Here is a 13,031-nt window from a genome sequence, read left to right on the forward strand (position 1 = left end):
CTAGAAGCGCGTGTTGATTTCAAGCTGCAAGACATCGATATCGAACGGCGCGCCGTACACCGCTTCGGAACTCAACCAGCGACCGGTGGCGGAGACATTCTTCGCCAAACCGTAGTTGCCGCCGAGGAAGTAACCCTTGGCATTGGTCCCGCCCAGGTGGAACGACGAATCGTTGAAACCATCGGGCAAAGCATCCGGCTGGATGTATTTGTAGCCAGCGAAGAAATTCCAGTCGCCCTGCTTCTTCAACTCCAGCGCACTGCCGAGGGTGAATTGCACCATCCAGGCATCGGCACCACTTTCGACGTTGCCATTGCTGTCGAGGTTATTGACGATCTGCCCGGCCGAGCGCTTGCGCATCTCGCCTTCGTCGTAACCGAGGTTGTGGATGTAGTTGCCCTGGCTGCGCAATTTGAAGTCTTGCGGCAGGTCGGCGTCCCACACCACATTCAGGTCAAGCAGGTTGAATTCCGAGGCCAGGCCGACGAACTGCGGCTGCGCCGTGGCGGCCGGGTTGAGCGGATTGGGCGTGATGTCCCGCAACAGGAACACGCTGTTGCCCTTCTGCATGAACGCCGAACGGCTGCCGTCGGTGTCGCAACCCGGCGCACCGGCCCAGGGTTCGCAGGGGCTGGAGCGCTGGCCTTCGATATCGTCGAAGCGGTAATAGGCCAAGGCACCCTTGAGTCGGTTATCGCTGTTGATCGCCCACTTGGCGCCGATCTGCGCGCCGTACAGCCACTTGTTATCGCTGTCTTCCTTGTCCAGGCCATTGCTGGTGCTGGTGTCGTTGGTGTACTCCACCGGGAACGCGCCGACGGTGCCGAACACGCCCCAGTCGCGGCTGAGTTTGTGGTCGAAAATTGCTGCGATGCCGTCGAAGTTCAGGTCGTTGGAATACAGCATGTCGGTGGAGAAAAACGGATTGGCGATCCGTCCGCCGGTCAACGTCACATCATCCGTCGCCTTCCAGCTCAGGTAACCCTGATCGAGCCAGATGTCTTTCTTGCCGAAGCCGCCGCCCAGGGTTTGCGTGGTCGACACCGGGTTGTTATCAGAACCGGTGGCGATGCGGATGCCGGCGGTCCAGTCCGGTGCGAGCACCGCTTTCATGCCCAGCCGCGCCCGCAGACGGAACAGGTTCTCGCGGTCTTCGCGGGTGTTGAGCAACGGCGGCAGGTTGGTGCTGCTGTTGGGGTTCACGTCGTAGGGGCCATTGTTGTTGAGCTTGGCGAAGTCGACGATTTCGTTACTGTTGGTGCCGGAGTAGTAGCGCGATTCGTCCCGCAGGCGAATGTCGCCATCGAAGCTGATGCGCGAGACCCAGTCCGGGAAGGTGTTGGGCTGGGCCCAGTTCTCTTGCTTGGCGGTGGCCATGACCTCGGCCTTGACCTGATCGCGGATCTGATCACGCACGGCCGCCGGCACGTATTGCACCCGCACATCCCCCGGTGCTGCGACCGGTCCGGCTGCAACCACCGGCGCACTCGCCGCCTGCCGCACCTGGGCCGCTTCGTTCTGGGCCTGGGCGATCAGCGCGTCGGCCTTGTCCTGCTTCAAAATGCCCTGCTCCACCAGCAAGCGGATCAGATTGATCGTGGCGTTTTCCGAGGGCGCAGGGGCTGCCGCTGCGTGCCCGACCAGGGTCGCAATGACCATGCCGACCGCCAGGGACAATCGATTCACGTTGGAAATCATCTGCACACAACTCCTTTTGACAAAACTGTTTTTTGGCAAAGCCGAAGAAATTCCGTTAACCCGGACGCCGCCCTTGCAGGGACAGGCGCACGGGCAAGGTCATGGAGGCCGGTGGCCGTTCGCTCAGGTGCGGCGCGCTGCGCAACGCCGCGAGTACTTGGGTGTCGATTTCGGGTTTACCGCTGGACTTGACCAACTCGACCCGAGTGATTTCACCGACGCTGCTCAGCCAGACGTCGGCCTGTAGTGAAAACGCCAGGTTGCGCAGGTCCGGGTTCTCCCGCAGCAAGCGCTGGAAGGTGAACGCCAAAAACTGGCTGTAGGTGCCGTTGCCCACGCGCCCGCCACCATTCCCGGCCATGCCGCCGCCCTTGCCCGCGCCGATGTTGAAGGCGTCGTTGCCGGACTGCGCATCGCCGTCCATTTGCATCGGGTTGGCCAAATCATCCGCCGGGGATGGCGGGGCCTCTTCGGCAGGCTTGATCTCTTCGGGCTCCGGGGTCGGTTGCGGCTCGATCATTTTTTCTTCCACCGGCGTTTCGGGTTCTGGCGGTTTTTCCGGCGGCGGTGGCGGCGGCGGTGGCAACGGAATGATCGTCGGCACCTTCGGCGCTTCCCGGCGGATACCGCTCATGTCGTTGGCCCACTGCCACAGAAACCACGCCGCGACGGCGCCGAGCAGCAACCCGGAGCCCCACTTGAGGAAGCGCACGGGAGACGGCTTCACCGGCAACGGCTTGAAAGGTTGTTGTGCGGTCATGGTCAGCCCTGGCTCGGTTTGCCGGTGACGAGACCGACCTGGGACAGTTCCAGGCGCCGCAGCAGGTCCAGCACCTCGATCACCTTCTGGTACTGCACCTGAGCATCGCCACGCACGATTACCGGGAAGTCCGGGCTTTGGGCCTTCTCGATGCGCAAGCGGTCTTCGAGCTCGGCCAAGGTCACCGGGTAGGCATCGAGGAACACCTGGCCGCTGTCATTAACCGAAATCGCCTTGGTCTTGGCTTCGGACAACGACACCGAGGCGCTGGCCTTGGGCAAGTTGATCTGGATGCCCGAGACCTGGGCGGTGGCGGTGAGGATGAACATCACCAGCACCACCATCAGCACGTCCACCAGAGGCGTGATGTTGATGGTGTCCACCGCTGCGTCGTCTTCGTCGTCGTGGGAGGCATTTACGGAAGCCATGTTCTTTTGCTCCTCAGGCCGGTACGGACGCGTTGGTGTGATTGCCACGGCGATGAGCCGATTCGCTGAACTGGCTCTCGCCGTGCATCTCCGCCAGGCGAGTGATGAACTCATCGACGAAGACCCGCATGTCGGCGCTGACTTCCTTGTTGCGGGTGATCAGGCGGTTGTAGCCAAACAGCGCCGGGATCGCGACGAACAGGCCCATGGCCGTGGCGAGCAACGCGGCGGCCATGCCGGGAGCGATGGCGTTGATATTTACATCGCCGGCCATCGCCGTGCCGAGGAACACCACCATAATCCCCAGCACCGTGCCGAGCAGGCCGATATAAGGTCCGCCGGCAATGGCGTTGGACAGGGTCGAGAGTTTCGAACTGAGGGCCTGGTTTTCCCGGGTGCGCACACCGTCCATGGAGCAGCGGATCGCTTCGATGGTCGCCGCCGAGACCGATGAGGTATCGGCGCCCTGCTCCCGGCGGGTGCGAATTTCCTTCACTGCCACCATGTACAAGCGCCACAGCGACGAATGCTGCAGACGCTGGGCCAGTTCCTGGTCGTCGGCGAACATTTCCAGGCGTGTGCCGACCTTGGCGAACTGCTCGCGAAAGCCTTCGTTGGCGGCGCTGACGCGGCCGACCATGCGGTTCTTGCGGATCATGATCACCCACGACTGCAACATCATCAGCACCAGCACGACGATGATCACCCAGGCGTCCAGCGGCACCGCGTTAAGCAGGAAACCGAGGCTGCCGAAGCCGTAGCCCGACTGTTCTTCATCGACGCCGTAAGCCACCAGTTTCGACTCGGCGCCCTGGGAGTTGGCGTCGGCCAATAACAGCGCGGCCGGGCGCGCAACCTTGGACAGGCGCAGCTCATCCATGGCCCCCGTGAACGGCAAGTAAGCGCTGGCGGACAGGTCAGCACCGATGGCCATGACCGAGTTGAAAGCTGGCATGACCAAGGCGAGGCTCGCGGTTTCACGACCGTTGACGTACAGCGAAACCTTGCTGCCTTCGGCGGTCAGCGCCAGGTGCTGCCATTGGCCGGGGTTCAGCGGTTGCGTCGATACCGCGCGCTGACCATCGATTTCCACAAACGGCATGCCTTGGTTCAACCCCAGCAGCAGGCTATTGGCGCCTTCACGCCTTGCGAGTACAAGCTGCTCGCCATTGGCCTGATCCAGGCGCAACCAGGCACTGAAGGTGAACGCAGTGCCAGCGTTGTGTTGCAGCGAAGGACTTCCCGGTAGCAGCAACGGTTGGCCGCTGAACTGCAAGGCGCGACCAATCACGCCATCGATGCTCGCGCCAGTCGCACTTTGCGCGGTGTTGCCATACGCGGTGGTGTCCTTGGCCGGAGTGCCATTGGCGCCGTCGAAGTGGTAGAGCGCGGTGTAATTCGGGTCGAACGTGAGCTGGCCGCTGCCGGTGGCCGGAGCTTTCTGGTTGCCGTAGTACATCCAGATGTCCTGGCGCTGACCGCCCTCGACTTTCGGCACATCGACCCAGATCAGCGCCATGCCCATCAGCGGGTCGAAGCTTTCGATCTGGTGGTTGAGCACGGTCTTGTCATCGGCGGCGACGAAACGCAGGTCCGAACCGTCCTCCTTGACCCCATCGAAAGTAAAGTTGCCGGTGTGCAGGCGCACCAACAGCGCCGTGCGGCCGAGGGCTTCGTTGATCGCCGCGCCCTGGGGCGTGGTGTCCACGGCAATCTGCTTGCGGTAATGCCAGTCGTCCTGCCACCAGGCCTGGGCGGTGGCCGGGAGCACGAAGCCCAGGCAGATCAAGAAAGCGATGAATAAGCGCTGCATGAAAATGCTCCTTTTAGAATGTGGCCTGAAGGTTGAAATGCAGGCGCGAATCGTGTTTTTGCGTGTTCGGCCCTTCGAGCAGCGGATAGCCCCAATCCAGGCTGCCGGACAGCCATTTGCTCAGGCTCGCGCGGGTGCCCAGGCCAACACTGGCCAGGGCGTAATCGGCGTCCTGATCGGGTAATTCGTCGCGCAGGTATAGCTGGGCGCCTTCGGCGAATGCATAGAAACGCCACTCCTGAACATAAGAGCCGAGGTACTTGGCCAGAGATGGCGTGCGCAGCTCCTGACTGAGCAGCACGCCGTCGTCAGCGGTGCGCTCGGCGGCCAGATATCCGCGCACCGAGGTCGCGCCGCCGGCGGAAAATTGTTCGTTGGATACCAGCGGCCCGGAGGCCAACTGGAACGCGGCTTTGCTCGCGGTCTGCCAGTCGCTGGTAAAGGTGTAGGTGAAATTGGTATCGCCCTTGAGCACGGCGAAACTGGGGCTGGCGCGGTAGCGTTTGTAGTCGAAATCTTCGTCGGAGCTGCCGTAGCCAAACAGGCTGCGGGTGCCGGCCACCAGGCTCAGGCCCAGGCCCAACTGGCTGCTCTCGGTATAGCGAAAGCCGTTGTAGGCGAAGGTAAATGGCGCGTACTTGAGCGGAACCTTGTCGCTTTCGCCGCCAAGGGTCAGTTGCTCGTCGAAGTCCTTGAAGTCGATGCCGGCGGACAGCGAGTTGGACCAGTTGTCGCTGGACGGCAACGTGTAGATCGCCGACACCCCGTAGGAGTGCCCCTTGCCCAACACGTTGCTGCCGCCGATGGTGGCAACGTTGCTGTCGGACTGATAACCGGAGAACTGCACGCTCCAGCGTTCGTTCAACGGCGCGGTGTAGGAACCGGACCAGACTTTGGCGTTATCCGTGTCCTGGGGCGCGGTGAAGAAGGTCAGCGAAATGCTATGCCCGAGTTGCCAGAGGTTGTTGTAGCCCAGGCTGGTGACGGTGCGCAGTTTCTCGGTGTCGGCGCTGTAGTCGTTGTTCAGGCCGACGCTAGCCTGCCACGGGTTCTGGTCCTCGACCTGCAAATCCACGTCCATGGTGCCGGGGCGCTGGCCTTCGCGTACCAGCGGCATCACCTGGCGGCCGGGAGTCTTGTTCAACTGCGCCAGTTCGCCCTGGACCTTGCTGAAGTCCGGCACCTCGCCTTCTTTGAGCGCCGGCACGTCTTCACGGATGTCCAGTGGCGAATAGTGCTTGGCACCGACCACTCGAACGCGGCCGATCTTGGTCTCGCTGACTTGCAGATAGACGATGCCGTCCTCGACTTTCTGCTCCGGTAACTCGACGAACACCGACTGATACCCGCGAGCCTGATAAGCCTTCTGCAACGCTTCGCGGGCGCCTTCGATATCGGTCAGGGCTTTTTGCGGGCCGAGAAACGGGTACACCGCTTCTTCAATGGCCCGGGCATCGAGCACGGTGTTGCCGCGCACGAAGTACTCGTTCACATCGACCAACTTGGCCGGCACGGCTTCTTCGGCCAACGCCGGTTGCGCGCTCGCCGTCACCAGCAACCAGCCCCACAGCGCCAGCCGCGACTTGAAAAGATGCTCCACACCACCCCCTGAATTCGAAATGACCGTCGCCGTTTGCCCGGCGTTTGGCCCACTCAATTGCTTGCTGTCGATGTCGCGGCGTGTTTGCCCAGCCAGGTGTGCAGCAATGCAAAGTTCAAGGAGAACTCAGGCATTTGCAGCAAGGCACCGCAGAACACTTCGCCAATGATTTTCTGGATCAGTTGCACCGCCCGCGGGTTGTTCAGCAGGGTGGCGATGTCGCGGCTCAGGACGTTGAAGCTCCAGACCTTTTGATTCAGGTCCAGGCCGACGAACCAGCGAAACAGCAGGTTGTAATTGAGCTGCTCGTAGAGTTGCTGCTCGCTGGGCACCGAATAGAGCAGCTGCAACAGCAGGATGTGCATGACCGTTTGCGGGGCGATGAGCATGCCGGGCTCGGCGTTGAGGCCGTGCAATACGTCGCAATGCTCATCCAGCAAGTCATCGATTTGTGGGCGCAGCAGCACCAGGGAATGGCCCGGCGGAATGTAGCTGGACACCTCTTTCAACGCGCCCTGCCAGTCATCCTGAGACACGATCCAGACCCACGGCGCGCCGTAGCGATACACCGAAACCGGCTTCTTGCGCGCCGCTTCAACGATCTTCGACAGGCGTTGATCAAGCTCTTGCATGCCCACTTTCGAGTAGCGTTCCATAGTCCCCATTGCCTCACTCCCGGCGTCCCGCCTCGGCTTAAAAAAGTGGCCCGAAGGCCCCCTCAAGCGCGTCACATAGGCATGACCGGACTGGCGATGTGCTACCGAACTTTTGTCATGAAAGCTTCATGTCGGGGGATGGGGATGGTGCCACTTGAACTTGGGTTACACACAAAACCACTGTGGGAGCGGGCTTGCCCGCGATGGCGCTGATCGGCCAATAATGATGATGCCTGACCCACCGCTATCACGGGCAAGCCCGGCTCCCACAGGGATCCGCAGTGTCCGCAAATTTTGTGTACGGCGCCAAACCACTGCGGGAGCGAGCTCGCTCGCGTTGGCGGCTGACCAGTCAATGATGATGTCGACTGACACACCGCTATCGCGGACAAGCCCGGCTCCCACAGGGGATCTGCGGTGTCCGCAAATTTTGTGTACGGCGCCAAACCAGTGTGGGAGCGGGCTTGCCCGCGAAGAGGCCGGTGTGTTCAGCAGAAAATCAACTGAGCACCACCACCCCACCTGGCAACTCGGTACAGGTCGCGCCATACGCATCGCGAATCAGCAACGCCACGCCGGCCAGTTGATCCAGTCTAAACCGCGCCTGAACCTTGCGTTTGCCCAACTCGGCATTGAGCAGCAACAACATCCCCGGCCGGTAGCGGTTGATCTCATCGATCACCTGGCTCAACGTCGCGTCGTTGAACACCAGCACCTGCTGACGCCAGGCAATCACCGCCGAGGTGTCGACGGTTTTCGGGGCGCTGACTTGCTGTGCGCTGTAGGTCAGTTGCTGGCCTGATTCCAGACGAATCCGCTGGCCTTGCACATCAACCTGCAAGGCGCCGTCAAGGCAGGTCACACAGACGCTCTGGTCGGTATTGCGCAGGTTGAAACGCGCCTGGCTGGCGCTCAACCACCCTGCCCCGGCCTGCACTTTCAACGGGGTCACCTGCCGCGCCAGCACTTCAACTTCACCGCTCAATAACTCGATGCCTTGTGCGCCGTCGGCCAAGGTGCGGCGGCTGACGCGGGTCTGGGTGTTGAGTTCCAGGCTGACGCCGTCGCCCAGGTCGAACCGCCGCTGTTCACCGACTTCGGTGATGTAGTCCGCGCTGATCCCGGAGAAACCACCCGGCACGCTGTAGCGCACCAGCAAAAACGCCGCCGACGCCGCCACCGCGCCGCCCAGAAATGCCCGTCGACCGAAATGCCGGGGCGCCTGCAAGGCCTCGGCCGCCGGCTTCAAGCTGTGCCACAACACCTTGGCGCGTTCGAACGCTTGCGCATGTTCGGCGCTTTGCGCGCACCACTGGCGCAAGGCCCGGGCGTCGGCGGCGGTGGCTCGGCCGGAGGTCAACAGGATCAGCCAGTCCCGGGCTTCGCTGTACAAGCGATCCTCGGGTGAAGGCTCAGGCGATGGGAAACGAAAGATGTTCAAGCGCGGGGATACTCACGGATTAGTTCGTTCTCTTCTTTCAAGACGGTTTTCCTGCCCCGGGACCGAACCGCTGAATCACTTTTCTTTCCAAACGGGCAGCGCAATGTCCCAGCGCAGCCTTGATTTCCTTCTCGACCATCCGCGTGGAGATGCCGAAACGCTGGGAGATCTCCAGGTGCGGCGCCTCTTCCAGGCGCGCGGCGATGAAAATTTGGCGGCGCCGTGCGGGCAGTTCGTAAAGGGCCTTGAGCAGGGTCTGGATCTCTTTCTGCCCGCCCACCACCCGCGCCGGGTCCTGGGCGTCGTCGGACAGCTGCAACAGCTCCTCGACTTCACTGCCCGTGAGCAAACGCGCATCGGCCTGACGCCGATCGGCGGCGATGTTCAGGGCCATGCGATAGAGATAGGCGTTGGGCTGCACGATGTTCGGCGGCGTTTCCATGCGGTCGACCCGCAGGTAGGTTTCGTGCAGCACGTCGTTGGCCAGGTCTTCGGAGCCGAGACGGCGGCGCAGGCGAACCTTGAAATCGTCGTAGGACGTCAGGAACAGCCTGACCATCGAACTCTGTCCGCTGTCTTTCATGCCCCGAAGGCTCCTTGCTGCTGAGTGCATTCCATGCGTTTTCCTGATGAGTCCGGTACGAGTAGCAGGGTCACCGGTTGGCGCAATGAGCTGGGCGGCGACCGTTCGATCCTGAGGTGTTGCATGCTGTCCACCAGCGCCGAATCGCGCTGACCATCGCCGCTGGAGGTGACCAGGCGACTGTGTTGCACCGCGCCATCGCGGCCGATCCACACTTGCAGCAACGCCCGGTAAGCACCGGGTCGGGTCAGGGGCGACGCACACAAGCGGCGTTCGATGGCCGATTGAATCGCCAGCGCGTAACTGCTGCCGACCTGACTGCCAGTGGCCGCAGCCCCCGGCGGCAACGGCACCGGTGCAACTTGCGCGACCTGCAAGGTGAATGCATCCGCCCGGGCGTAACGCGCCATCAATCCAGTGCCGACGAGCAAAGTATTCAATGCTTGAGTGGCGGTTAATCGGCCCTGAACTCCGATCGAACGCCGACCGCGAGTCAGTTGACGATCCACCAGCACCGCCATGCCGCTGCTGCGGCTGAACGCTTCAAGCGCGCCGCTCAGCTCCTGGGCCGAAATGTCGTAGGTGTTCCAGGCCTGGGGCGGCTCGACTTCGGCACGCGCCGGCAGCAGCCAGACCAACAGCCACAGGCACACAGCACCGCGCAGCAGGCCTCGAGCCCTCAATTCTGACCCCCGACGCCCTTCCTGGCGCTGCCTCGCTGCACGGCTGACGTACTCCTGAAAACCGTCATCCTGAGGGCTGTATATGACTCTGGTGTGACGGCCGGTGCAAAAAAACCATCACGGGACGGTCAAGGGCTTTGCACTAGACTCAAACCACAGAGCGGCCCGGTCGGGCCGGCTAGGAGGCCAGTGATGAAGCATCCATTGAGTATCGCGGCGGGCGTGTTGCTGATGTGTGGCATGACCATGACGCAGGCCGCAGAACCGCTGGGCTGTGTCGATGTCAGTGTCGGCGGCTACAAGGCACCGGACTACGACTGCCTGAGCCAGCAGATGGGCAACAACCCCGAGGGCGCGGCGGCGGCGCAGAAGAATCAGGAGGCGATGAATGTGCCGGTAGGTAAGAAGCCGCCGAATCAGTTGGGGTTGGCGACGCCGGCCGCTACCAGTACGCGGATGGGCAATACGTTTGGTACGTCGGTGAGGCCGCAGCGGCCGGCGGCGACTGGAGGGGGTACACCGTTACTCATTGGCAAGTGATCAGACACTGCAATGCTATTGAATAAACACTGTCCCCTGTGGGAGCGAGCCCGCTCGGGAATGCGGAGGGTCGGTCAACATTGATGCTGAATGGTATGCCGCCTTCGCGAGCAGGCTCGCTCCCACAGGGGTTATCGCAAGTTTCAGTCGCTGGGAGTCTGGCGGAAGCTCACGGCCAGACGATTCCAGCTGTTGATGGTGGTGACGGCGATGGTCAGGTCCACCAGTTCGCCTTCACTGAATTGCTCGCGCGCCAGTGCATAAACCTCGTCCGGCACATGACTCTCGGCAAGCAACGTCACCGCTTCCGTCCAGGCGAACGCTGCGCGTTCCCGCGGGTTAAAAAAGTTGCTGTCGCGCCAGACTACGATTGAATACAGGCGCCGATCCGTCTCGCCGAGGCGCCGGGCGTCCACTGAGTGCATGTCGGTGCAGAACGCGCAGCCGTTGAGTTGCGAGGCGCGGATTTTGATCAGGTGCAGCAAGGCCGGCTCGATGCTCAGGTTGCCGGTCAGCGCTTCCATGGCAATCATGGCTTTCATCGCTTTGGGCGAGGCGCTGTAGTAGTCCAGGCGGGGATTCATGACGGGACCTCGTAGCGCGAATGTGTACTCCCAAGGTAGGCGCTGATGCAGCAGCGTTACAGATCCAATTCAACGGAAAACCCCTGCACCACCCGGCAGCAGACCAATCCGGCGCTTTTCGCCTGCGCAACTTCTACCGGGCGGCGCAATAAGGGTAATCTGGCGCGACTCACAGTCGCCTAATCGCCCCAGGAGCCCCGCCGGTATGGAACTTCACGTTGTCATCAACGGCCGCAAGGACCTGGCAGGTCAGTTGTACCAACAACTGCGCAGCGCCATCGAAACCGGGCGCCTGGCCGCTGGCACACAACTGCCGCCCAGCCGTTTGCTGGCCGAGCAGTTAGGGATTTCGCGCAAGACCATTTCCGACACGTACTCGCAACTGACCTACGAAAACTTCCTCACCGGCGTGACCGGCAAAGGCACTTACGTCAACGCGCGGCCGGCGAAAATTCAGCGCAAGCAAAGCCATTCGGAGCTGGCCAGCAGCGAGGTCATCGAGTCCTGGCGCAACTTGCCGGTGTTCCTGCGCCACCCGACGCTGGAAGGTTCGCTGCGCTACGACTTTATCGGCGGCGCCACCAGCAAGGGCCAGTTTCCCCAGGACGACTGGCGGCGCTGCACCTCCCACGCGTTGCGGCAGATGGCCGGGTCCAAAGGCTTTTACAGCCTGCCCGAAGGCCTGCCGGCGCTGCGCAATGCGATTGCCCGGCACATCGCGTTTTCCCGTGGGGTCAATTGCCAGGACGAAGACGTGGTGGTGTGCAACGGTGCGCAGCAAGCGTTGGATCTGATTGCCCGGGTGCTGATCCAGACCGGCAGTCTGGTGGCGATGGAAGACCCCGGTTATCCGCCGGCGCGCTTATTGTTCGGTAGCCATGGCGCCACAGTGGTGGGAGTGCCGGTGGATGCCGACGGAATCCAGGTCGAGCTGATTCCGGATGGCACGCGGCTGATCTACGTCACGCCGTCGCACCAGTTTCCGCTGGGAATGCCGATGAGCCAGGCACGCCGGATCGCCCTGCTCGCGCGGGCTCACGAACTGGGCGCGATCATTATCGAAGACGATTACGACAGCGAATTCCGCTACGAAGGCCGGCCCACCGACTCCCTGCAAAGCATGGATGAGCGCGGGATTGTCGCCTACGTCGGGACCTTCTCGAAGACCCTGCTGCCGGAGCTGCGATTGGGCTACACAATCCTGCCGCCGGCGATCCTCGAAGCGGTGATCCGTGCCAAGCAGTTGACCGATCTGCACACCTCGACCCTGCCGCAATGGGCGCTGGCCAAGTTTATCGCCGAAGGCTGCCTGCTCAAGCATATCCGCCGCTGCCATACAATCTACGCCGGGCGCCGCGAGCGGATCCTGGCGCGCATGGCCGGTGATCTTTCGCCGTGGTTTGAGGCCGTGCCGACCGTCGCCGGGTTTCACATGGTGGTGCTGTGCAAGGTGCCGATCGACACCGCGTTGATCATCGAATTGGCCAGAAAAGTCGAAGTCGGGCTCTATTCCATTGAGGGGTTCTTCTATCAGCAAGCACCGCGTGCCGGGCTGCTCATGGGGTTTGGCGCTATCGAAACCCTGGACATCGACACCGCGCTGGACCGCGTGCGGGACATTTTGCAGCAGGTGGCCTGACGATTGGTCTTGGGGTTTATCCGGCGATTGGCTATTGGCGGTCCCCCGGTGCAGGCCTATTCTGCAGGGGCGTTATCCCTCAATGAGCAGGATTCGTCCGGCCTGATTCAGGAGTGTGAGCAATGTCCAACGAAGTGATCAATACCGTACAGGTGCAAGCGGCAGCGGGCCGCTCGGAAGAACTGGGCAAGCAACTGCAAAAGATTGTCGACACCCTGCGCGAACTTCCAGGCTGTGATTCCTATATGGTCGACCGCTGCCCCGAGGACGACAACCGCTGGACGGTCAGCGCCCGCTGGCAATCGGAAGCGGCCATGCAATCGCATTTCAACTGCCCCGAAGTGCAAGGCTTTATCGGCTTGATTGATAGCCGATTGGCGAATGCCGTGGACTTCAATAGCTTTCCTATCGTCTGAAAACACACCTCTTCCCGATGATCGTTCCCACGCACTGCGTGGGAACGATCAAAACCCACCGCCTCGTAGCAGCTGCCGAGCTGCGCGAGGCTGCGTTCGGCGGCGCAGCCGTCGTAATTTCTGCATACGCGTTTCTCCTGATAAACCGCATTGACTGATCTCACGACGGCTTCGCCGCCGAACGCTGCCT

13 protein-coding genes are annotated in these 13,031 nt (G+C 61.9%); 3 read left to right on the top strand and 10 right to left on the bottom strand.

Annotated features, from left to right (window positions below):
* From ACA071_RS17495 to ACA071_RS17535, 9 genes are all read right to left on the bottom strand, one after another.
* Positions 1-1,698 (bottom strand): putative porin, encoded by a 1,698-nt coding sequence (locus ACA071_RS17495; RefSeq protein ID WP_497640298.1) that lies wholly within the window; start codon positions 1,696-1,698, stop codon positions 1-3.
* A 55-nt stretch (positions 1,699-1,753) separates the two neighbouring features.
* Positions 1,754-2,458, bottom strand: a complete 705-nt coding sequence (locus tag ACA071_RS17500; protein WP_497640299.1) for an energy transducer TonB family protein — start codon at positions 2,456-2,458, stop codon at positions 1,754-1,756.
* A 2-nt stretch (positions 2,459-2,460) separates the two neighbouring features.
* Entirely contained in the window at positions 2,461-2,886 is a 426-nt protein-coding gene (locus ACA071_RS17505; protein WP_497640300.1) for an ExbD/TolR family protein, read from the bottom strand.
* Positions 2,887-2,899: 13 nt separating this feature from the next.
* The gene (locus ACA071_RS17510) at positions 2,900-4,699 is read right to left on the bottom strand and encodes a DUF2341 domain-containing protein (RefSeq protein ID WP_497640301.1); all 1,800 of its coding nucleotides are present in this window, start codon (positions 4,697-4,699) and stop codon (positions 2,900-2,902) included.
* Between the two features lie 13 nt (positions 4,700-4,712).
* Positions 4,713-6,275: a ShlB/FhaC/HecB family hemolysin secretion/activation protein gene (locus ACA071_RS17515; protein ID WP_497645332.1), complete on the bottom strand. Its 1,563-nt coding sequence runs from the start codon at positions 6,273-6,275 to the stop codon at positions 4,713-4,715.
* A gap of 77 nt (positions 6,276-6,352) precedes the next feature.
* Complete coding sequence (locus ACA071_RS17520; protein WP_497640302.1) at positions 6,353-6,964, bottom strand: transposase; 612 nt, start codon at positions 6,962-6,964, stop codon at positions 6,353-6,355.
* A gap of 490 nt (positions 6,965-7,454) precedes the next feature.
* A complete protein-coding gene (locus tag ACA071_RS17525; RefSeq protein WP_497640303.1) occupies positions 7,455-8,396 on the bottom strand; it encodes a FecR family protein in 942 nt (313 codons plus the stop codon).
* A 37-nt stretch (positions 8,397-8,433) separates the two neighbouring features.
* A complete protein-coding gene (locus ACA071_RS17530) occupies positions 8,434-8,979 on the bottom strand; it encodes an RNA polymerase sigma factor (RefSeq protein ID WP_497640304.1) in 546 nt (181 codons plus the stop codon).
* A complete protein-coding gene (locus tag ACA071_RS17535) occupies positions 8,976-9,662 on the bottom strand; it encodes a secretin and TonB N-terminal domain-containing protein (RefSeq protein WP_497640305.1) in 687 nt (228 codons plus the stop codon). The genes ACA071_RS17530 and ACA071_RS17535 overlap by 4 nt, the downstream gene beginning before the upstream one ends.
* Before the next feature lie 192 nt (positions 9,663-9,854).
* Between ACA071_RS17535 and ACA071_RS17540 the strand changes: the two genes are divergently transcribed.
* A complete protein-coding gene (locus ACA071_RS17540) occupies positions 9,855-10,202 on the top strand; it encodes a hypothetical protein (protein ID WP_497640306.1) in 348 nt (115 codons plus the stop codon).
* Positions 10,203-10,345: 143 nt separating this feature from the next.
* Here the strand turns inward: ACA071_RS17540 and ACA071_RS17545 are convergent, their stop codons facing one another.
* The gene (locus ACA071_RS17545) at positions 10,346-10,786 is read right to left on the bottom strand and encodes a carboxymuconolactone decarboxylase family protein (protein WP_497640307.1); all 441 of its coding nucleotides are present in this window, start codon (positions 10,784-10,786) and stop codon (positions 10,346-10,348) included.
* A gap of 205 nt (positions 10,787-10,991) precedes the next feature.
* Here ACA071_RS17545 and pdxR point away from each other — a divergent pair, with 205 nt between their 5' ends.
* Positions 10,992-12,425, top strand: a complete 1,434-nt coding sequence (pdxR, locus tag ACA071_RS17550; protein ID WP_497640308.1) for a MocR-like pyridoxine biosynthesis transcription factor PdxR — start codon at positions 10,992-10,994, stop codon at positions 12,423-12,425.
* A 122-nt stretch (positions 12,426-12,547) separates the two neighbouring features.
* A complete protein-coding gene (locus tag ACA071_RS17555; protein ID WP_149658250.1) occupies positions 12,548-12,841 on the top strand; it encodes an antibiotic biosynthesis monooxygenase family protein in 294 nt (97 codons plus the stop codon).
* Positions 12,842-13,031 lie beyond the last annotated feature (190 nt).

Source organism: Pseudomonas sp. LBUM1646, from assembly GCF_059716165.1.